Source organism: Streptomyces sp. NPDC007025, assembly GCF_042869455.1.
GTDB lineage: Bacteria > Actinomycetota > Actinomycetes > Streptomycetales > Streptomycetaceae > Streptomyces.
Genome location: NZ_JBIAFT010000004.1, coordinates 420571 through 440320, shown reverse-complemented (window position 1 = coordinate 440320; position 19750 = coordinate 420571). Strand labels below are relative to the sequence as shown.

The following is a 19750-nucleotide window of genomic DNA, read 5'->3' as shown; positions in this document are numbered from 1 at the left end:
GCCTCGCCTTCGTCGTCTCTGCGCGGCTGTCGCCGCGCGTGCGGGGGCTTCGCCACCCGCGGCCCCCTCTTCGCGGCGTGCGGGGTGCCCGGTGGGTGGGGATGTGCCCACGGAGGGCGTGGACCGCCTCGCCTTCGTCGTCTCTGCGCGGCTGTCGCCGCGCGTGCGGGGGCTTCGCCACCCGCGGCCCCCTCTTCGCGGCGTGCGGGGTGCCCGGTGGGGTGCGCGGCGTGCGGGTGGGGCGCTTCGCCGCTGATTCCTCGTGTTCGGTCTTTCCTTACGGCCCTGACCTGCTCTTTCCTCGCCTCCGGCAGCGTGCTGTGATGGGGGGATGCAACGGGTCGGGGTCATGGACAGTTTGCCGGCGCGGCTCTTCCTGCTCGCGTGCGAGGTGGAGAAGGAACAGCTCAAGTGGGGTGACCAGCTCGGGTACGCGATACGGGCCGGCACCCTCGCGGAGCTGGCGGCGCAAGGCTGCATCGTTGACGACAAGGGCAGGGTCCGGGCGGTGGGCGGCCACCGCACCGGCGACCCCGTGCTCGACGGTGCGCTCCGCGTCATCGCCGAGCATCCCCGCGCCCGCCGCTGGCACACCTGGGTGCAGCGGGAACGCCGCCAGACCTGCCTCGCCGTGGAGGAGCAGCTGGCCGCCGCCGGAGTGATCCGGGTCGAGAGCAGGGCGCTGCGCCGCAAGCGGATCACGGTGCGTGACCGGAGCGTGCCGGGAGCGCTGCGCGCGGAGGCCGTCGCGACGTTGACCGGCGGGGAGCCGGTGGCGCGGATCGAGCCGTCGCGGGCCGCGCTGGCCTCGTTCGCCGCGCTGGCCCGGCTCTGCCCGGAGCTGGGCCGGCGGGTGCGGCACCAGAATCGCCGCCGCCTCAAGGAGCTGACCGCGCGCGCGGGAGTCGCCGGGCCCGCGCTGAAGAAGGCGATGGACGCGCGAGCCGCGGCCAACAATGCGGGGGCCGCGGGGGGCTGATTCCGTCGCCCGGGGCATCTACCCTGGGCGCAGAGCCCTGCCCCGGCGCACAGCAGGCCCGCGGCCGGCGCACAGCAGGCCCGCGGAAGGAGTGCCGCATGGTCGCCCGCAGCGCACAACCGGCTCCGGAGCCCCTGGGCCCCTCGTCGCTGACCTGGAAGTACTTCGGGGACTGGCGCGGAGTGCTGCTGGCCCCGTGGGCCGGAGCGATGCAGAACATGCACCCGCAGCTCGGCGCGGGGGTGGCCGAGCACTCCCGGTTCTTCGAGGAGCGCTGGCAGCGGCTGTTCCGTTCGCTGTACCCCATCGGGGGCGTGGTCTACGACGGGCCACGTGCTGTGGAGACGGCCCGGCAGGTGCGCGGCTACCACCGCACCGTCCAGGGCACGGACGGCGCCGGCCGCCCGTACCATGCGCTCGACCCTGACACCTTCTACTGGGCGCACGCCAATTTCTTCGTGCTCACGCTGCTGGTCGCCGACCGGCTCGGTCCGGGCCTGACGGAAGCGGAGAAGCGGCAGCTGTTCGACGAGCATGTGCAGTGGTGGCGGCTGTACGGCATGAGCATGCGGCCCGTACCGACCGACTGGGAGGCGTTCCAGGCGTACTGGGCGCGGATGGCCGCGGAGGTGCTGGAGGACAACCGGCCCACCCGCGACGTGCTGGATCTGCGGATGCTCGCGAAACCGCCCGCGCTGCGGCTGCTGCCGGACGCGGTGTGGCGCCTGGTGCGGGGTCCGCAGGCGCGGGCCACGGTGTGGTTCACCGTCGGATTCTTCCCGCCCGCGGTCCGCCACCGCCTGGGCTACCGGTGGACCGACCGGGACGAGCGGCGGCTGCGCAGGATCGGGCGGCTCGTGCACCACGGCTGGAAGCTGGTCCCGCCCTCGCGCCGCTACCACCCCAGGGCGCGTGCGGGCTGGGAGCGGGAACGGGGCCGCAGGCCTCGCGGCGCGCCGCCGGTGGAGACGCCGGCCCGCAATCTGCCGCCGCCTCAGGAGCTCGATCTGCCCCAGCACTACGTTCCCCCGGTGTGAGCGGTCACCCGGGTGCGGCGAGCGGACACGGCCGGCAGGGTGGCGAGCGCCGTCGCCGCTGCCGCCGCCAGCAGAGGGACGCCGTAGGCCCAACCGGCGGAGCCGAGTGATTCCGCGGCCCGGCCCCCGGCGGCCGAGCCGGCGGCGATCCCGCCGAGCAGCGCGGTGACGGCGAGCGTCATGCCCTCGTTGAGCCGCCCGGCGAGCGTGAGCCGCTGGATCAGTGCCATGCCGGTGACCATCGTCGGCGCGGTCGCCATGCCTGCCACCAGGAGCGCCGCGGCCACCACGGGAAGCGGGGCGGTCAGCGCGGCGAGCAGCGGCAGGAGCGAGAGTGCGGCCATGGCGGCGGTGCAGCCGGCCAGTCGCCGCCGGTCGGAGCGGGCGGGCGGCAGGGTGCCGAACGCGAGCCCGGCGACGGCGGATCCGGCCGCCTGGCAGGCGAGGACGGCACCGCCCGCCGCCCGGTGCCCCTGCCCGTCCGCATAGGCGAGGGTGACCACCTCCAGCGCGCCGAACACGGCCCCGGTGGCGGCGAAGACGAGCAGCAGCGCCGGTATCCCGGGCCGTCGCAGCGGTGCGGATCCGGCCCGGTTCCGCACCCGGCCGGGCGGGGGTTCAGTCGAGCGCCGGCCCAGGAAGAGCAGCGTGCCGGTGAGCAGCAGCCCGCAGCCGGCCAGGGTGCCGGCCTCGGGGAAGAGCGCGGTGCACAGGAGGGTGGCGAGGACCGGCCCGAGCATGAAGCACAGTTCGTCGACGGCCTGTTCGAACGAGTTGGCGGTGTGCCGGGCGGCGGGGTCGCGGCGCAGCAGGTGCGCCCAGCGGGCGCGGGCCATGCCGCCGGTGTTGGGAGTGGTGGCGGTGGCGGCGTACGCGGCGAACAGTGTCCAGACCGGCGCCCGGGTGTGGACGCAGACCACGAGCGTCAGCGAGCCGAGCAGCGCGAGCAGAGTCGCCGGGAGAGCGGCCCGGGACTGCCCGTGGCGGTCGACGGCGCGTGCCACGAGCGGTCCGGACAGCGCGGTCGCCGCCAGGCCGGTCGCGGTGACGCTCCCGGCGAGCGCGTACGAGCCGTACGCGTCCGCGATCATCCACACGGCGCTGACGGTGAACATGCCCATGGGCAGCCGGGCGAGGACTCCGCCGAGCGTGAAGCCGGGGGCACCGGGGTGGGTGAACAGCCGGGCGTACGGGCCCGCGGGGCGCGGGGCCGCGCCGTCTGACGCTGCCGGGCCCTCGACTGGTGCCGGGCCGCCGGAGGGTGGCGGGCCGCCGTCGGTCCGTGCCGCGGAGGGCACGACCACCAGGGTGCCGCCGACGACGGTGTACCGCGGCCGGACCGGAGCGGGAGGACGAGGGGAGATGCGGGGGAGGGGCATGCGTCCAGCGTTGCCGCGGGCCACCGGTGCGGTCCAACACCTGTTGGCGACCCTTTCACGCATCTGTGTTGTGGATCGGGGGCCGTCCGCTTACCGTCTCCTGGTGCCCGACGACCTCTCCCCGCGCCGGCTGCGGGCGTTCGTGGCCGTTGCCGAGGAACTGCACTTCACCCGTGCCGCGGCCCGGCTGTACGTGGCCCAGCAGGCGCTCAGCCGCGATATCCGCGCGCTGGAGCGCGAGTTGGGTGCCGTGCTGTTCGTGCGCAGTACTCGGCAGGTGGAGCTCACGGCGGAGGGTGAGCGGCTGCTCCCGTACGCCCGCCGGACCCTGGCCGCCCACGACGAACTCGCCGCCGCCTTCGCTGGGGACGGTACGCGGGGCGGTCGGCCGCTGGCCGTCGATGTGGCGGCTCCGGTCTCCACCGGGCAGCGGGTGCTGGAGGCGGCACGCGAGGCGGCACCGGCCCTCGAGTTCGTCGCCCGCTACTACAGCGGGCTGACCGCGGCCGCCGCCGACATCCTCGCCGGCCGGCTCGATGTCGCCTTCGGCCGCGTCGCCGGGCTGCCGCCCGAGACCCTCTCCGGCCTGGAGCACGCCCTGGTGCGGTACGAGCGGACGGCCGTGCTGCTGCCGGAACAGCACCGGCTCGCCGGGCCGGCCGAGGTGCCGCTGGCGGAGCTGGCCGGCGAGACGCTGTACGCCGGTGCCGGGAACGACGGCACCGCCGAGTGGACCTCCTACGCGCGCGCCCTGTTCGCGGAGCGGGGCATCCGACTGGCCGCGCCCTTCCCGAAGATCGTAGGGGAGCGGGAGTTCGCCCGGGTGGTGCGGGCGAAGGGCTGGTCGGTGCTGGCGACATCGGTCTTCGTCGGAGTCGAGGGCATGGTCCTGCGGCCGCTGACCGCTCCGGTGCCGCTCTCCCCGGTGTCCATGGTGTGGCGCCGCGGGCTGCGGCACCCCGGCCTGACCGCCCTGCGGAAGGCGGCACGCGGGGAGGCGGCGGCCGGGGACTGGCTGCGGCGCCCTCCGGAGAGCTGGCTCCCGGTCCAGGACGAGGCCCTCCACCGCTGACCGACGCGTCGTTCCCCGGAGCGCCCGATCCCCCGTGCCGGGTCAGGCGTTGGCGCCCGCGTCCACCGTGAACACCGAGCCGGTGATGCCCGCGGCCTCCGGACCGGCCAGGTGGGCCACCATGGCGGCGATGCCTTCGGGGGCGCCGTAGCGGCCGAGCGCGGTCAGGGCGCGCTGTTCGTCGGCCCGGGAACCGTCCGCCGGGTTCATCTCGGTGTCGGTGGAGCCGGGCTGGATCAGGTTGGCGGTGATGTCGCGGGCTCCCAGATCACGGGCCAGCCCCCGGGTCAGGCCGCCGAGCGCGGACTTGGAGGCGGCGTAGAGCGTGATGCCGGGCCGCGGCACGCGCTCGGCCAGGTTGCTGCCGATCGTCACGACACGCCCTCCGGATGTCATGTGCGCGGTGGCGGCCTGGGCGGCGAGCAGTGCCGCGCGCACATGGATCGCCAGCGTGCGGTCGATCTCCTCCGGGGTGAGGTCCTCCAACGGGCCGTTCGGGAAGACGCCCGCGTTGTTGACGAGGATGTCCAGGCGGCCGAACTCCTGCACCGTGCGGTGCACGGCTGTCACCGGGTCGGTCGCCGATGCGCTGTCGGCCCGGACGGCGAGGGCCCGGCGTCCGGAGGCACGGAGGTCCGCGGCGACCCCGGCCGCCCGTTCCTTCGCGTCGACGTAGGTCAGCGCGACGTCCGCGCCGTCCGCCGCGAGGCGCCGGGCGACGGCCGCGCCTATGCCCCTGCTCCCGCCGGTGACCAGTGCTGCTCTGCCGCTGAGGGGGAGTGTCGATGCAGACGTCATGGCTGTCCTCGTTCCGGTGCGGAGGGTGGAGTCGGGCGCCCACCTTCTATGTAGCGAGCGCTACATAATTAAGCGACGAGTATCCTCGGTCGTCAAGACCTTTCGGTATCGAGCGCTAAACAAAGCCGCCGGTGCCACCGCGACCGGCGGTCGACGGCACGCAACGCCAGGACACGGCAGGACGACAGCGGCAGGACAACCGCAGGAAGGAGGCCGGGATGGCCACACGCGGACGGCCGCGCGCCTTCGACCGGGACGCCGCACTCGAACGGGCGATGCACGTCTTCTGGGAGCGCGGGTACGAAGCGACCACGATGGCCGACCTCACCGCGGCCATGGGCATCCGGCCGCCGAGCCTCTACGCCGCCTTCGGCTCCAAGGAGGGCCTCTTCCGGGAGACGGTCGCGCTCTACGGCCGCACCGAGGGCGCCGTCACCCGCCGGGCGCTGTCCGAGGCGCCCACGGCCCGCGAGGGAGTCCGGCAGGCGCTGCGCGGCAACGCCTGCGCGTACACCGCCTCCGGCAAGCCCCCCGGGTGCATGATCGTCCTCGCCGCCACCAACTGCACCCCCGAGAACGACAGCGTCCGCGCGCTGCTGGCCGCGGACCGCCGCGCGATGGAGGGCCGGATCCGGGAGCGGATGGACCGCGGGGTCGCCGAGGGCGACCTCCCGGCCGGGGCCGACACCCGTGCCCTGGCCGCCTTCTACGCGACCGTCCTGTTCGGCCTCTCTGTCCAGGCCAGGGACGGTGTTCCCCGCCAGGAGCTGCTCGGCGCCGTGGAAGCCGCCATGGCCGCCTGGGACACCCTGGCAGCCACCGGCGGAGCCCCCGAGCCGGCCCCGGACCGGGCGAGCACCCCGTAACCGGGCCGCGGCCGTCCGGGCGGAGCCGCGCCGCGACGGAGCCGCGCCACCGGACGGAGCCGTGCCGCGCCGCGACGGAGCCGTGCCGCGCCAGCTGAAGTGTGCCCACCGCCCCGGGCCGACACGCAGGCACCGACGCGAACTCCGGCGAAGGCCCCCGTTCGGTACATTGAGACGCCAGTGCGTGACCTGCCGGGCGTGCCGACGGCCGCCTCCGAGCTCATGAACCTCGCAGGCGAGGCAACGTGTTCCATCTGAGTGCGCCGATCGTGACCGTGTTCCTCGGCTACGTGGTCGCCGTGCTCGCCATCGGTGTCCGCGCCTACACCCGCACCCGCACCTTCGCCGACTTCGCCCTCGGCGGCCGCAGACTGAGCGCCTACGTCGCCGCGCTGTCCGCCGGGGCCAGCGACATGTCCGGCTGGCTGTTCCTCGCCCTGCCCGGTGCGGTCTACGCGGGCGGTCTCGGCGCCGCCTGGATCGCTGCCGGTCTGGCGGTCGGCACCTACCTCAACTGGCTGTTCGTCGCGCCCCGGCTGCGCACCTACACCGAGCGCGCCGAGAACGCGGTCAGCCTCTCGGCGTACCTGGAGGAGCGGTTCGAGGACCGCACCCGGACGCTCCGGATGGTCTCGGCCGCGGTCACCCTGGTGTTCTTCACCGTCTACGTCGCCAGCGGTCTGGTGGCCGGCGGGCTGCTGTCAAAGTACGTCTTCGACATCCGCTTCGGCCTCGGGGTGACCCTGACCGCCCTGGTGATCGCCATCTACTCCTGCCTCGGCGGCTTCCTCGCCGTGAGCCTGACACATGTGATGCAGGGCCTGCTGATGCTCTGCGCCCTGCTCGTGCTCCCGGCGGTCGGTGTCGCGGCCGTCGGCGGGTTCGGCGCGCTGGGCTCCACCCTCGGCGACAAGAAGGTGGGCCTGCTCGACATGGGGTCCGACGTCCACTACGCGGACGGCCAGTGGTCGGCGGGCGGAGGGCTCGGCGCCGTCGCGATCGTCTCGCTGCTCGCCTGGGGCCTCGGATACTTCGGCCAGCCGCACATCCTGGCCCGCTTCATGGGCATCCGCAGCATCCGCGCGGTGCCGGCGGCCCGCCGCATCGGCACCGGCTGGGTCGTCCTCGTCCTCGGCGGCGCCACCCTCGTCGGCCTGGTGGGCATCGCCGAACTCGACTCGCCGCTCTCCTCCCCGGACACGGTGTTCATCGTGCTGAGCCGCACGCTGCTCGACCCCTGGGTCGCCGGCGTGATGCTGGTCGCCGTGCTGGCCGCCGTGATGTCGACCGCGGACAGCCAGCTCCTCGTGTCGTCCGTGGCCCTGACGGAGGACTTCTACCGCGCGTTCCTCAACCGGCGCGCCTCCGACAAGGTGCTGGTGCGGGTCGGCCGCGCCGCGGTCTGCGTGGTGATCCTGGCGGCCTTCGCGATCGCGCTCCGCGGCGACGGACTGCTGAGCATCGTCGCCTACGCCTGGGCGGGCTTCGGGGCCGCCTTCGGCCCGGTCGTCCTCCTCTCGCTGTACTGGCCGCGGATGACCTGGGCGGGGGCCATGGCCGGGATCGTGTCGGGTGCCGCCACGGTGCTGCTGTGGAAGCGGATCAACCCCCTGCTCGGGCCGCTGGAGTCGGGTCTCTACGAGATGGTCCCGGGCGTGCTCGTCGCCACCTGTGCCGCACTGCTGTTCGGCAGGTTCGTCGGCCGGCCGCCCAGGCGCGCCTTCTGGCGGATGCCCGGCGGCGGGATGAGCCAGTTGATGCTCAGTCCGTTCCTCAACCACGCGCCGGCCGGCATCGCCGTGCTGGATTCGGACCTGCGCTACGTCTGGGTGAACGAGGCGCTGGACCGCCTGGTCCCGCTGGAGCGGCGACTGGGGCGGCAGATCAGCGAAGTGCTGCCCGGTCCGACGGCGGAGACGTTCGAGGCGACGATGCGCTCCGTCCTGGAGACCGGTGAGCCCGTCATGGACCACGAGTTCCGCGGCCCGCACTACCCGGACCCGTACCGCAAACGTGCGTTCTCCGCCTCCATCTTCGTGATGACGGACCGCCAGGGCCGGCACGTGGGGATCTGGTACATGCTCATCGACGTCACCGAGCGCTGGCAGGCCCAGGAGCGGCTGGCCCTGCTGAACGACGCCGCGGCCCGCATCGGCAGCACGCTGGACGTGACCCGCACGGCCCAGGAACTGGCCGAGGAGGCCGTACCGTCCCTCGCCGACTTCGTCGCCGTCGACGTGCTGGACTCGGTCATGAAGGGCGAGGAACCGGCACCAGGACCGGTCGGCATGACACCCGTGCTGCGCCGCGCGGGGCAGCAGTCGGTGCGCGAGGGCTGCCCGGAGGCGACCCGCGCCGTGGGCGAAGTGGTCCAGCGTGCCCCGTCCTCGCCCGTGACCCGCTGTCTGCTGGAGAGCAGGACCCTGGTGGACCGGACGCTGGACCCCGCCACCAGCCTCTGGGTGACCGAGGACGAGTCCCTCGGTGCCTCCATCCGGGCGTTCGGCTTCCGCTCGGTGGTGGTGATCCCGGTGCGGGCGCGCGGCGTCACCCTCGGCGTGGCGACGTTCGCCCGGCCCGCACACCGGGACCCCTTCGAGGCGGACGACGTGCGCCTCGCCGAGGAGATCGTCGCCCACGCCGCGGTGTGCGTCGACAACGCGCGCCGCTTCACCCGCGAGCGCACCGCGGCGCGTTCCATGCAGCGGTCCCTGCTGCCCCAGGAGCTGACGGCGGGGAACGCGCTGACCGTGGCGTCCTGGTACCTCCCGGCGGACGTCCCCAGCGGCGTGGGCGGTGACTGGTTCGACGTCATCCCGCTCTCCGGGGCCCGTGTCGCCCTGGTCATCGGGGACGTGGTCGGGCACGGCATCAACGCGGCGGCGACGATGGGCCGGCTGCGGACCGCGGTGCGCACCCTCGCCAACCTGGATCTCCCCCCGGACGAACTCCTCGCCCACCTGGACGACCTGGTCATCGGCCTCATGGGGGCGCACGGCAGCGAGGAGCCGTCCTCGGCCGAGGACGAGACCGCGGGCACCGCGTTCCTCGGGGCCACCTGTCTGTTCGCCGTCTACGACCCGGTCAGCAGGCGTTGCACACTCGCCCGGGCCGGCCACCTCCCACCCGTGATCGTCGGCCCGGACGGCGGCGTCGACATCGTGGAACTGCCCGTCGGACCGCCGCTCGGTCTCGGCTACCTCCCCTTCGAGTCCGCCGAGCGGGAGCTGCCCGAGGGCAGCCTCCTCGCCCTCTACACCGACGGCCTCATCGAGACCTACGACCGGGACATCGACATCGGGCTGGCCCGGCTGAGCGAAGCCCTCGCCGAGCCCGGGCCCACCCTGGAGACCATCGGCCGCAACGCCCTGGACGCCCTGCTGACCGGGCCACCCGTCGACGACGCGGCCCTGCTGCTGGCCCGCACCCGGGTACTGCCCGCGGACCGCGTCGTCTCCTGGGACCTGCCCAGCGACCCGGCCGCCGTCGGACGCGCCCGCGCCGCGGCCGGGGAACAGCTGACGCAGTGGGGCCTGGACGAACTGACCTTCACCACCGAACTCATCGTCAGCGAACTCGTCACCAACGCCATCCGCCACGCCACCGGCCCGGTCTGCCTCCGCCTGATCCTGGACCGCGGCCTGATCTGCGAGGTCTCCGACGCCAGCAGTACCTCCCCGCGGCTGCGCCACGCCCGCACCACCGACGAGGGCGGCCGTGGCCTGCTGCTGGTGGCCCAGCTCGCCCAACGCTGGGGCACTCGCCACACGACGACGGGCAAGATCATCTGGACGGAGCAGCCCGTCCCCGGCCCCGCGGAGGTGTAGGCGTCGCACGCCATCCACGCGAACTTGGTGCGCAGTGCGGTACGAGTATCCCTCTTCGTGGATGACCAGGTTCTTCACAAGGGGCGACGCCGCCGGGCCGGGCGGCGGGTGGTAGCGTCGGCGACCCGTTGACGGGGCTCGGGGGCGTCTGGTGAAAGTCCCGAACAGGGTGCGCAAGATCAGCAATGTTGTGCTGTGTCTGACTGCCGTGGCCGGGATTCGGTAGCGGCTCCGCTTCCGATGCCGGCCGCCTCAGCGGAGGCGCCGGGCGGCCTCAGTCGTCGGCGGCGACGATGAGCGTGACCCGCCGGGCCGAGCGGTCGACGAGGACGAACTCGTGGAAGCAGTCGTGCACGCGCCCCCAGTCGTGAATCGCTTCATCACCGAGCTCGCCGAGGTAGTGGATGCCCTCGGCCGCGGTCAGGCGGGCGACCACCTCCCGCTGCAACTCTGCTTCCAGCCCGGTGGGTACCTCCCCGTGCGGACCGACCCACTCCCGGAGGATCCGCACGGCCTTCGCCCGGCTGATGGGCTCGTACAGGTCGGGAGTGATCAACCGCAGCCAATAGGGCCCGTGCCGCACCCCGTCCGGAACCACTCCACCACCCGCATAGTCGTCCCGGAACTGCTCATGCTCCGTCAGCGCGGCAAGCAGGCTCCTGTCGTCCGCGGGCTCCACGCAGATGCGGAGCTGCTTGATGTCGACCCACCGGAACCCGTGCTCCTTCGGATCAGGGGCGTAGTGCCGAAAGTTGATGAGGAAGCTCTTCTCGTGAGCGAGCCCGTTGTCCACGGCGTCAGCGTAGAAGGCAGGGCGGGGACCTGTTGAATGGACCCATGTCCCCCACGGCACCGTCACCACCGCAGCGATCCGGTTCCGACTCCGGCCGCGCGGACCCGGAGCGGCTCCTCACCCGGTACGTGACGACCGGCTCAGCGGCCGCCAGGCCGGGGGCCAGGCCACATTCCGGTTGACCGGACCCAGCACCCCCAGACTGGCTCGTGCACACTCCAGGTACCGCCGCTGCGCTTCTCTGAACTCCACGTACGCCTCGTCCCACAGCTGCTCTTCCTCCGTGGGCACGCCGCGCGCCAAGTGCTCCAGTCGCCACAGGCAGTGGTTCAGCGTCTTGGAGGCGGTGTTCGTGTCGGCATCCCCCAGCAATTCGCAGGTCTCTCCCAGCGCCGAACGGCGGGCCTCAGCCGCGCCGAGCTCGGCGAGCACCTCGGCGGTGAGCTCCAGCGGTGCGGGCCCGGTCACCAGCCCGCGGCCCGCAGCTCCTCGAACTCCTCGACCCTGTCCACGGCGAAGTCCTCCTCGTGCCGTCCCATTCTGCCGCATCCGCCGGTCCGGACATCTTCGGTGAGCGCCCGGACCGTCGCCCGGTCACGCCCACGCCGCCGCCCCGGCCCGGAGCCCGCCGCCGGGCCCCGGGCCGGTCGTTGTCGCCGTTCAGTGCAACTGCCCCGGCTCGTAGCCGCCGGCCGGCTGCCGGGTGATGATGTTCAGCCGGTTCACGGCGTTCATGAAGGAGACCAGGACCACCAGCGCGGTGAGCTGCTCCTCGTCGTAGTGCTCGGTGGCCCGCGTCCACATCTCGTCACCGACGCCCGTGGCCGCGTCCGCGACCCGGGTCCCTTCCTCCGCCAGTTCCAGCGCGGCACGCTCGGCCTCCGTGAAGACCGTGGCCTCCCGCCACGCCGCGACCAGGTGCAGCCGCACCGGGGTCTCACCGGCGGCAGCGGCCTCCTTGGTGTGCACGTCGATGCAGGCGGCGCAGCCGTTGAGCTGGCTCACGCGCAGCGCCACCAGTTCCTGCGTCGCGGGCGGCAGCGCCGAGTCCTTGAGCGTCCTGCCTGCCGACATGAAGTGCTTCAGCGCCTTGCCGGCGGTCGGGTCGGCGAAGTAGTCCAGTCGTGCGTCCATGGTGTGCTCCTCTTCGGTCCTCAGTGGCTACACCTCCTGGGACGAGAGGGCCCGGCCCCCTGTGACACGGCCGCGTGTGACCCGCGTCGCACCACCGTCGGCGCCCTGGTTCCCCTGTGCGAGGTGGCATCGGAGTGTTCGGGCGACGCTGACGAGCACTTTATGCAGTAACTCGACTACTTTGTGCCACATGTCGGTGGGGATGACGCCCGGGAAGCCGCGGGGTCCGGTGCGGGCCGCGGTGCTGTTCGCCGTGGTGCTGCTCGGAGTCCTGCATGTCCTGGGTTGTGCGCACGGGGCCCAGGCGCCGACGGGTGCGCGGGCGGACTCCTTCTCCGCGACGGCGGGGGCTTCCCCGCAGGGCCGGACCGGCGCTCCCGCGCTGCGGTCCGCCGACGAGCATCGCCATGGTTCGGCGGAGTGCTCGGGGGTGGACGAGCCCGGGGTGGTGGGCCAGGGATCGCCGGTGCCCGGACCGCAGGACGAGCCCGCGGCGGCGACGGGAGCCGCGGTGCCGGTCGAGGTGCCGGCGACGAGCCGGTCCGACCGGCCGCGTGCGGGGCCGCGGGGTGAGCGGTTGCGCGCGATGCTGGGTGTGCGGCGGACCTGAGCGGCCCGACGCCGCACGGGCCGGGGTGGCCGGCGCTCATCGCCGCTGCCGGTGGCCGGTGCGGGCGTTGCCGAGCCATGCAGAGGTTCCGCATCCGACCAGCGTGTCCGCCGCAAGGGGCGGTCGCGCGAGGAGTAGTGCACATGAAAACGCTCGACGCTCCGCTGTCTCCGTCTCCCTCGGCCCGCTTGCTCACCCCTCCCGCGCTCGCGGCGCTCACTCCGGCCGGTCTGGTCGGCGGCACGCCGGTGCTGTGGGTCGGGGAGCCCTTCTGTGCCGTGGGGCGCGGGTTCTGGGCCAAGCTGGAGGGCCACAATCCCGGCGGCATCAAGGACCGCACCGCGCTGTTCATGGTGAGCCGCGCCCGCGAGCGCGGTGAACTGGCGCCGGGCGCACCGGTCATCGAGTCCTCCTCCGGCACGCTGGGGCTCGGGCTGGCGCTCGCCGGGCTCACCTACGGTCACCCGGTGGCCGTGGTCACCGACCCGGGCATGGAGCCGCTGATGCGGGGGCTGCTGACCGCCTACGGCGCCGAGGTGCATCTGGTGGACCGGCCGCATCCGGACGGCGGCTGGCAGCAGGCACGCCGGGAGAAGGTCGGGGAGTTGCTGGCCCGGCATCCCGGCGCGTGGTGCCCGGACCAATACCACAACCCGGACAACGTGGCGGCCTATGGCCCGCTGGCCCATGAGCTGGTCGCCCAACTCGGCCGGATCGACGTGCTGGTGGCCGGTGTGGGCACCGGCGGGCACTCCGCAGGGATCGGGCGGGCGCTGCGCGGATACTTCCCGCACCTGCGGGTGGTGGGGGTGGACGCGGTCGGCTCGACGGTCTTCGGCCAGCCGGCCGCGCCGCGGCTGATGCGGGGGCTGGGCTCCAGCATCCACCCGCGCAACGTGGACTACGCACTCTTCGACGAGGTCCACTGGGTCGCGCCGGGAGAGGCGGTGTGGGCGGCCCGGAAGCTGGCCGGGGCGAGGTACGCCAGCGGCGGGTGGAGTGTGGGCGCGGTCGCCCTGACCGCTCGCCACCTGGCCGCCTCGCTGCCTGCCGAGACACGTGTCGTCGCAATCTTCCCCGACGGGCCGCAGCGCTACATCGGCACCGTCTACGACGACGCATGGTGCCGAAGCCATCGACTGCTCGGCCATGAGCCGGCGTCACGGCCGCGGGAGATCGCCTGCCCGACGCAGGAGACGGTGACCTCCTGGACGTGCTGTCGGACGGTGGAGGACCCGCTCGCCGCCCCGAACCGGGAGACACCCGGCCAGGTCGCGGCGGAGGCCGTGCGATGAGGTCCCTGTGGCGTACGACGCGCTCGTTCCCGCCCGCCGCCCGGCTGCTGATGGCCAACCAGTTCGCCATCAACCTCGCGTTCTACATGCTCATGCCCTACCTGGCGATGCATCTCTCCGGTGACCTGGGCCTGGCCGCGTGGACGGTCGGGCTGGTGCTGGGCGTGCGGAACCTCTCGCAGCAGGGGATGTTCCTGATCGGCGGCAGCATCGCCGACCGGCTCGGCTGCAAGGCGCCGATCATGGCCGGATGTCTGCTGCGGACCGGCGGATTCGCGCTGCTGGGATGGGTGGATTCGCTCCCCGCCCTGATCGCCGCCTCGGCGGCGACCGGCCTTGCCGGGGCGCTGTTCAACCCGGCCGTGCGGGCGTATCTGGCGGCGGAGGCCGGCGCGCGGAGAGTGGAGGCGTTCGCCGCGTTCAACGTCCACTACCAGGGCGGGATGCTGCTGGGCCCACTGGCCGGACTGGCCCTCCTGGCGGCCGACTTCCGGGCCGTGTGCACGGCCGCCTCCCTCATCTTCGCCGCTCTCTCGCTGCTCCAGTGGCGGGCACTGCCCGCCCGCCGGCCCGCAGAGGGTGCGGGCGCGGACGGGGGAGTGCTGGGGCAGTGGCGACAGGTGGTGGCCAACCGTCCGTTCCTCCTGTTCGCGCTGGCGATGATCGGCTCCTCCGTGCTGACCTTCCAGGTCTACCTCGCCCTGCCCATGGCCGCGGACGCGGCCCTCGGCGCCCAGGGCACGAAAGCCACCAGCGGCCTGTTCGTCCTCTCCGCCGCCGTTGCCGCGGCCGGGCAGCTGCGGCTCACCGGCTGGGCCAGGAAGCGCTGGAGCACCTCGCAGGCCATGGTGCGCGGGCTGGCCACCATGGGCCTGGCCTTCCTCCCCCTCGCCCTGGCCCCCGGCGTGGACGGACCGTTCGCCACCGCGACGCAACTGGCGGCCCTGGCGGCGGCGGTGGCGCTACTGGCGGCCGGCAGCGCGGTGGTCTACCCGCTGGAGATGGACACCGTCGTCTCGCTGTCCGGCAACACACTGGTCGCCACGCACTACGGGCTCTACAACACCGTGGCCGGTCTCGGTATCACGCTGGGAAACCTCGCCACCGGAGCCCTGTGGGACTTCGCCACCGCCACCGACGCGCTCTGGCTCACCTGGACGGTCCTGGCCCTGACGGGTCTGGGCTGCGCGGGCGCGGTGGCCGGCCTGGCCCGCACCGGCCGCCTGCCCGCACCGGCCCTGCAGCCGGCGCGCGCGTAGCAACGGCCCCGTCCGGGCACTCCGCAGCGTGCCCGGACGGGGCCGTCCTCTCCTTCGGCCGCATCCGGTTGCCGCCGGTCACAGCACCGCTGTCGGTACTGACAACGGTCACCGGTGCAGCCTTTGCCCTCCGGCGGCCGAGTGGGCTCCACTACCCCTGCCGGTGCCCCGCTGCCCCACCGGAAGGCCCGCCATGAGCGGTCACGGTTTCCGGCCCCGACTCGGGCAGCGCACCCGGCGGCCACCCGGTCCGCCGTCCGGAAGGAACCCACCGACCCGTGCACCCCCGCGGGCCCCGCACCCATTGAGCACGTGAGCACGCACCGTGCCCTCCCCGCCCGGAGCGGCACTCCGCCGAAGAGAGGAAGCCCTCCACCATGACCGTCGCGGGCGCCTACCAGGGGCCGCCGGAGCTGACCTGGCACCGCATGCTCACCGACTGGCACACCGACCCCGCCCTGCTGACCGCCCTCGCACTGCTCACGGCCGCCTACCTGGTCGCCGTACGCCTCATCCGCCGCAGCGGCCGCCGATGGCCCTGGAGCCGCAGCGCCGCCTTCGCCGCGACCCTCGCCGGCCTGCTGCTGGTCACCGAGTCCTTCATCGGCACCTACGCCGACATCCTCTTCTGGGTCCGGGCCGTCCAGCTGACCGCCCTGTTCATGGTGGTCCCTCTGTTCCTCGCCCTGGTACGCCCCCTGACCCTCGTCGGCGCGCTCCTCCCCCCGGCCGGTGCCGCGCGGGCAAGCCGGGCCCTGCACAGCCGCCCCGCCCGCGTACTGGCCCACCCCGCCACCGGCGCCGTGCTGTTCATGGGCCTCCCCTGGGCGGTCTTCTTCACCGGCTGGCTGCCCGCCATGCTCCGCAGCCCCGCGGCGGACATCGCCTCAGGAGCCCTGCTGATCGCCGTCGGCTTCCTCTACTACTGGAGCCGCCTGCAACACGACCCCGTCCCCACCGCCTACTCACCCGTGGTCTCCCTCTTCCTCGCCTTCGCCGAGATCCTCCTCAACGCCGTGCTGGGCCTCTGCCTCATCTACGCCATGGGCGTCGGCATCGCCGCCGACCACTACGCGGCCCTCGACCGCCCCTGGGGCCGTCCGCTGAGCGAGGACATCCAGGTCGGCGGCGGTGCCTACTGGATCCTCGGACACGCCGTCGGCGTCCCCTTCCTGGCCCTGGTCTTCCGCCAGGCCCGCCGGCACGACCGCAGAACCGCCGCCGCGATCGACACCCGCCTGGCGGCACAGGTCCCCGAGGGAGCCTCCCCCGACCACATGCGGCCCTGGTGGGAGACCGACCCCGCAGTCGCCCACCTCGGCCTCAACACACCCTCCACCGGCGCCGCAGCGGGCACCGGACACCAGTGATCCCCGCATTCATGCCACACCCGCGTCGGCGGCGGCCGGGCCGCGCGGCCGACAGAAACGGAGAGCACAGTGACCTCCAGGACGAACATCCAGGCACTCACGACGGGGGCCGCGCTGGCCGGACTGACCGCGGCCGTACTGCGGCGCATGGAGCAGCAGTACTCCCACCGGGACACCCTCACACCGGGCACGGTCGCCGCGATGTACGGGCTCTACGGCAGTCACGCGGCCGCCATGGGCTGGGCCTGCCGCCGCCGCGTATGGCCGCTGCCGCTGTCTCCACGCCCTGCCCGCGCCCTCGGTGGCGCCCTGGCCGCGACCGGCGTGGCAGCGGCACTGGCGGGCGTACGCACCTTCAGTTCCACCGCGCAGCTCTCGGGGACCGCACCGGAAGCACTGCACACCACCGGGGTCTACCGCTACAGCCGCAACCCGCAGTACCTCGGCCTCCAACTCGCCGCCGCGGGGGCCGCCCTCGCGACCCGCTCGGGCTTCGCCGCACTGCTGACCGCGCAGACCTGGGCGGCCTACCGCCGCTGGATCCCCAGCGAGGAGGCGCACCTCCTCCGCGTCTTCGGCGCCCCCTACCGGCAGTACATCCGACGAACCGGACGCTTCGTTCCCGGAATGGGCCGCCGCGCCCCTTCCTCGTGACTACGGCGGCGCCGCCCCCGACACCGCATCCCGCAGAGCCTGCCCCTCCCTCCTGCCCTCGCCCGCCGCCCGCCGGGGCGGGCGGCGGGCGAGGGCCCGCCGTCGGACCGGACGGACCGCGGCAGCGAAGCGGGACTCCCGTCACGTCGTCGCTGTGCTCTGCTCCCGGGACGGGGCAGGACCTGCGGATCTCCTTCGAACTCACCACGCTCTACCCGGCCGTCAGCACTGCCGTCGGCCCCGACGTGCTGCTCGACCTGCGCGGGCCGGACCAGCCCGGCACCATCCGCTCCGCCGACCGCGGCGACCTCACGACCCTGGCCATGCCCACCGGGCCCGACTGCTCATCTCGAGCAGGAACCGACCACACATCCTGAGGAGGAACCGACCGCTCTTCCTGAGCGAGAACGATGAGGAACAACACCATGACCACCACTGCCACCAGCTCCGACGCGACCATGGCGGCCATCGGCCGAGCCGTCGAGGAAGGCCGAGCCGGCGACACCGCGTCCGCTCGCCGGAAGCTGCTGGACCTGTGGTCCACGATCGGCGTCATCGGCGACCCGCTGCACCCTCGCGCACCATCTGGCAGACCTCCACGAGGACCCGGCATCGGCCCTGGCCTGGGACATCCGCGCCCTGGACGGTGCCGACGCCGTCACCGAGCAGCGCGTTCAGCAGCACCACGCCGGTCTGCACCTCGCCGGCTTCTATCCGTCCCTGCACCTCAACCTCGCCGACGACTACCGCCGTCTCGGCTCCTTCGACGCGGCCACCGAGCACATCGCCGCGGCCGAGGAGCACGCCCACGCGCTCTCCCGGGACGCGTACGGTGCCGTCCTCCGCACCGCCCTCGACGAGGTGGCGGAGGCCATCCGCCGGCGCGACACCGCCAGGCGGGCCTCCGCCCCGGGGGCCGCCGCCTGACGCACGGGCAACCGCCCGTCCCGGCCGAGAGGTTCCGTGCCGGATGCGCGCTGCCGCACGAGACCGATGGCGCACGTCGCGCGACGACGTGCGCCGCGGTGCAGCAGCCCGGCCTGCCGAGCGTCAGGAGACGAAGTCGGTCAGTGTGCATCCGTCCACGAGTGCCTTCTCCTTCCGGTAGCCGCTCGGGATCGGAGTGTCCGGGTCGCAGTGGAGGGCGAGAAGTCCGGAGTCCTTGAGGTCGTTCCGGGTCGCACTCGTCCCGCTGGCCACGGCGAAGTCCTCGCCCAGGAGATAGCCGCCGCCGTGCTCCTCCGCCCGGGTCTGGAAGCTCTTCATGTCCGTGATGGTCATGAGCCGGACCGAGTTGCGCTTCAGGTTGAAGCACACGGCACGCTCCTCGATGCCCCACGCGGTACCGGCCTCCTCCGGGTTCGGGACAACGGCGTCCTCGTAGTCCTCGTCCTGCATGTGCAGGTCCGTGCACGTGGTGTACCGGCTGACGAAGGCCTCCACGTCCGCCATGGTGGCGGCGCTCGGACGGCCCTGCCTGCCGCCGTCCATGAGCCGTCCCCCGCTGCCGGCGGACAGCCCGTCCCCGTCGGCGGAAGAGCGGCCTTCCTGGTCACTGCCGCAGCCACTGACCACCGTCAGTGCCACGGCTGCCGCGCAGGCGGCCAGGGTGTATCGCACTCGCACACGTCTCCTCGTCTCTCCGTTTCTTCGTGTCTTTCCTGTCGCCGCGTCGATGCCCTGGTCCGGACGGTCAGCCGCGCATGGCGTCCCAGACCTCGCTCTGCCGGAAGTACGTGTCGTACAGCTCCTGCACGTCCAGCAGGCTCTCCGGCGGGACCTTGCCGTAGGCGACGCGCTCGAGGTGGCGGAAGTACTCGAAGCGCTCCACCCCCGGGGTGATCACGATGAGGATGTCCGCGCTCTCCCCGGGGGCCGCGGCGAAGGCGTGCGGCACGTTCGGCGGGACCACGACGAGGTCGCCCCGGCCCGCCGTGACGATCTGATCGCCCGAGAGGAGCTGTGCCGTGCCGTCCAGCAGGTAGAAGAGCTCGGCGGAGTCGGTGTGGTGGTGGGGAGCGGCGCCGTTCGCGCCTTCGGTGAGGGTGACCCGTTGGGTGGACAGCGCGCCGCCGGTGGCGCTGCTGTCCGCCAGCAGCCGGATGGTGGTCGGGGCCCGTCCGATGACCTCGGCGTCGGCCTCGCGTACGACGTGGGACTGGTCGAACTCCGGTGGTATGAGGGACATCTGCTCGCTTCCTGGGCGCTGTGAGGGTGGGCGGCCCCTGCCGCCGAGAGGGTCAGACCGCGAAGAGCAGCGCGGCGGAGACCAGGACGACCGCGGCCGTGGCCGCGTGGATGCCGAAGGCCGCGGCTTTCGTGCCGCCATTGCGCAGGACGATCACCGTGTCCCCCAGCGGGGTCAGCGAGATCACCAGCATGAACCAGGCCGCGGCTGCGGCGTCCGAGAACGCCAGCAGCGCGAGTCCGAGAAGACCCGAGACGAGGTCGCGCAGCCCCTTGACGGTCAGATACGCGGAGTCGCCGTCCTGCCGGGCCGGGACGCCGTAGCCGGCAGCCGCGGCCCGCGGCTGGAAGAAGAACCGCAGACCGATGAAGACGACGAAGAGATCGAGCGCCACGGCCAAGCCGTACGCGAGTGGTATGAGCACGTCCTTCTCCCCGGAGTGCGTCGAGTGGTGTCCCGTCGAGAAGGACGTGGCTCAGCATGCGGCGC

General features: G+C 73.3%; 18 protein-coding genes and 1 pseudogene. 11 read left to right on the top strand and 8 right to left on the bottom strand.

The features are described from left to right. Window positions 1-349: 349 nt before the first annotated feature. Both ACFYMO_RS10735 and ACFYMO_RS10730 read left to right on the top strand, forming a co-directional pair. Window positions 350-979: a GPP34 family phosphoprotein gene (locus ACFYMO_RS10735; protein ID WP_366773202.1), complete on the top strand. Its 630-nt coding sequence runs from the start codon at window positions 350-352 to the stop codon at window positions 977-979. A gap of 98 nt (window positions 980-1077) precedes the next feature. Then, entirely contained in the window at window positions 1078-2016 is a 939-nt protein-coding gene (locus ACFYMO_RS10730) for an oxygenase MpaB family protein (protein WP_388545607.1), read from the top strand. Here ACFYMO_RS10730 and ACFYMO_RS10725 read toward each other — a convergent pair. Further along, a complete protein-coding gene (locus ACFYMO_RS10725; protein WP_388545604.1) occupies window positions 1998-3395 on the bottom strand; it encodes an MFS transporter in 1398 nt (465 codons plus the stop codon). The two genes, ACFYMO_RS10730 and ACFYMO_RS10725, sit on opposite strands and share 19 nt — an antisense overlap. 103 nt (window positions 3396-3498) lie before the next feature. Between ACFYMO_RS10725 and ACFYMO_RS10720 the strand changes: the two genes are divergently transcribed. Then, window positions 3499-4467, top strand: a complete 969-nt coding sequence (locus ACFYMO_RS10720; protein ID WP_366773205.1) for a LysR family transcriptional regulator — start codon at window positions 3499-3501, stop codon at window positions 4465-4467. A 42-nt stretch (window positions 4468-4509) separates the two neighbouring features. Here the strand turns inward: ACFYMO_RS10720 and ACFYMO_RS10715 are convergent, their stop codons facing one another. Then, a complete protein-coding gene (locus ACFYMO_RS10715) occupies window positions 4510-5265 on the bottom strand; it encodes an SDR family oxidoreductase (RefSeq protein WP_366773206.1) in 756 nt (251 codons plus the stop codon). Window positions 5266-5483: 218 nt separating this feature from the next. On the opposite strand from ACFYMO_RS10715, the gene ACFYMO_RS10710 reads away from it, so the two are divergent. Beyond that, window positions 5484-6131: a TetR/AcrR family transcriptional regulator gene (locus ACFYMO_RS10710; RefSeq protein WP_366773207.1), complete on the top strand. Its 648-nt coding sequence runs from the start codon at window positions 5484-5486 to the stop codon at window positions 6129-6131. Window positions 6132-6376: 245 nt separating this feature from the next. Then, window positions 6377-9958: a sodium/proline symporter PutP gene (gene putP, locus ACFYMO_RS10705; RefSeq protein ID WP_366773208.1), complete on the top strand. Its 3582-nt coding sequence runs from the start codon at window positions 6377-6379 to the stop codon at window positions 9956-9958. Window positions 9959-10232: 274 nt separating this feature from the next. Here the strand turns inward: putP and ACFYMO_RS10700 are convergent, their stop codons facing one another. The 3 genes from ACFYMO_RS10700 to ACFYMO_RS10690 form a co-directional block, all read right to left on the bottom strand. Further along, a complete protein-coding gene (locus tag ACFYMO_RS10700) occupies window positions 10233-10751 on the bottom strand; it encodes a hypothetical protein (RefSeq protein ID WP_366773209.1) in 519 nt (172 codons plus the stop codon). Between the two features lie 117 nt (window positions 10752-10868). Further along, window positions 10869-11219: a hypothetical protein gene (locus ACFYMO_RS10695; RefSeq protein ID WP_388545599.1), complete on the bottom strand. Its 351-nt coding sequence runs from the start codon at window positions 11217-11219 to the stop codon at window positions 10869-10871. A gap of 192 nt (window positions 11220-11411) precedes the next feature. After that, a complete protein-coding gene (locus tag ACFYMO_RS10690) occupies window positions 11412-11885 on the bottom strand; it encodes a carboxymuconolactone decarboxylase family protein (protein WP_366773211.1) in 474 nt (157 codons plus the stop codon). 190 nt (window positions 11886-12075) lie between these two features. Between ACFYMO_RS10690 and ACFYMO_RS10685 the strand changes: the two genes are divergently transcribed. The 6 genes and pseudogenes from ACFYMO_RS10685 to ACFYMO_RS10660 all read left to right on the top strand — a co-directional run bounded on the left by ACFYMO_RS10685 (window position 12076) and on the right by ACFYMO_RS10660 (window position 18000). Then, entirely contained in the window at window positions 12076-12495 is a 420-nt protein-coding gene (locus ACFYMO_RS10685; RefSeq protein ID WP_366773212.1) for a hypothetical protein, read from the top strand. Between the two features lie 143 nt (window positions 12496-12638). Beyond that, the gene (locus ACFYMO_RS10680; RefSeq protein WP_366773213.1) at window positions 12639-13790 is read left to right on the top strand and encodes a PLP-dependent cysteine synthase family protein; all 1152 of its coding nucleotides are present in this window, start codon (window positions 12639-12641) and stop codon (window positions 13788-13790) included. Beyond that, window positions 13787-15049, top strand: coding sequence for an MFS transporter (locus tag ACFYMO_RS10675; protein WP_366773214.1), 1263 nt, complete (start codon window positions 13787-13789; stop codon window positions 15047-15049). Before ACFYMO_RS10680 ends, ACFYMO_RS10675 begins: the two co-directional genes overlap by 4 nt. Window positions 15050-15426: 377 nt before the next feature. Further along, window positions 15427-16419: a cytochrome c oxidase assembly protein gene (locus tag ACFYMO_RS10670; protein ID WP_366773215.1), complete on the top strand. Its 993-nt coding sequence runs from the start codon at window positions 15427-15429 to the stop codon at window positions 16417-16419. A 69-nt stretch (window positions 16420-16488) separates the two neighbouring features. After that, window positions 16489-17073, top strand: coding sequence for a methyltransferase (locus ACFYMO_RS10665; RefSeq protein ID WP_366773216.1), 585 nt, complete (start codon window positions 16489-16491; stop codon window positions 17071-17073). A gap of 425 nt (window positions 17074-17498) precedes the next feature. Then, window positions 17499-18000: pseudogene (locus ACFYMO_RS10660) on the top strand (hypothetical protein). A 123-nt stretch (window positions 18001-18123) separates the two neighbouring features. Here the strand turns inward: ACFYMO_RS10660 and ACFYMO_RS10655 are convergent. From ACFYMO_RS10655 to ACFYMO_RS10645, 3 genes are all read right to left on the bottom strand, one after another. Next, window positions 18124-18699: a hypothetical protein gene (locus tag ACFYMO_RS10655; protein WP_366773217.1), complete on the bottom strand. Its 576-nt coding sequence runs from the start codon at window positions 18697-18699 to the stop codon at window positions 18124-18126. 67 nt (window positions 18700-18766) lie between these two features. Next, complete coding sequence (locus ACFYMO_RS10650; RefSeq protein WP_366773218.1) at window positions 18767-19261, bottom strand: cupin domain-containing protein; 495 nt, start codon at window positions 19259-19261, stop codon at window positions 18767-18769. 52 nt (window positions 19262-19313) lie between these two features. After that, the gene (locus tag ACFYMO_RS10645; RefSeq protein WP_366773219.1) at window positions 19314-19685 is read right to left on the bottom strand and encodes a DUF4267 domain-containing protein; all 372 of its coding nucleotides are present in this window, start codon (window positions 19683-19685) and stop codon (window positions 19314-19316) included. Window positions 19686-19750 lie beyond the last annotated feature (65 nt).

What these genes read in the sequence shown, in the direction of transcription:
- ACFYMO_RS10730 (WP_388545607.1), top strand. Translation starts at nt 1,078, where the DNA reads ATGGTCGCCCGCAGCGCACAACCGGCTCCGGAGCCCCTGGGCCCCTCG.
- ACFYMO_RS10680 (WP_366773213.1), top strand. Translation starts at nt 12,639, where the DNA reads ATGAAAACGCTCGACGCTCCGCTGTCTCCGTCTCCCTCGGCCCGCTTG.
- ACFYMO_RS10675 (WP_366773214.1), top strand. Translation starts at nt 13,787, where the DNA reads ATGAGGTCCCTGTGGCGTACGACGCGCTCGTTCCCGCCCGCCGCCCGG.
- ACFYMO_RS10725 (WP_388545604.1), bottom strand. Translation starts at nt 3,395, where the DNA reads ATGCCCCTCCCCCGCATCTCCCCTCGTCCTCCCGCTCCGGTCCGGCCG.
- ACFYMO_RS10715 (WP_366773206.1), bottom strand. Translation starts at nt 5,265, where the DNA reads ATGACGTCTGCATCGACACTCCCCCTCAGCGGCAGAGCAGCACTGGTC.
- ACFYMO_RS10710 (WP_366773207.1), top strand. Translation starts at nt 5,484, where the DNA reads ATGGCCACACGCGGACGGCCGCGCGCCTTCGACCGGGACGCCGCACTC.
- ACFYMO_RS10670 (WP_366773215.1), top strand. Translation starts at nt 15,427, where the DNA reads ATGACCGTCGCGGGCGCCTACCAGGGGCCGCCGGAGCTGACCTGGCAC.
- ACFYMO_RS10735 (WP_366773202.1), top strand. Translation starts at nt 350, where the DNA reads ATGGACAGTTTGCCGGCGCGGCTCTTCCTGCTCGCGTGCGAGGTGGAG.
- ACFYMO_RS10690 (WP_366773211.1), bottom strand. Translation starts at nt 11,885, where the DNA reads ATGGACGCACGACTGGACTACTTCGCCGACCCGACCGCCGGCAAGGCG.
- ACFYMO_RS10650 (WP_366773218.1), bottom strand. Translation starts at nt 19,261, where the DNA reads ATGTCCCTCATACCACCGGAGTTCGACCAGTCCCACGTCGTACGCGAG.
- ACFYMO_RS10685 (WP_366773212.1), top strand. Translation starts at nt 12,076, where the DNA reads ATGTCGGTGGGGATGACGCCCGGGAAGCCGCGGGGTCCGGTGCGGGCC.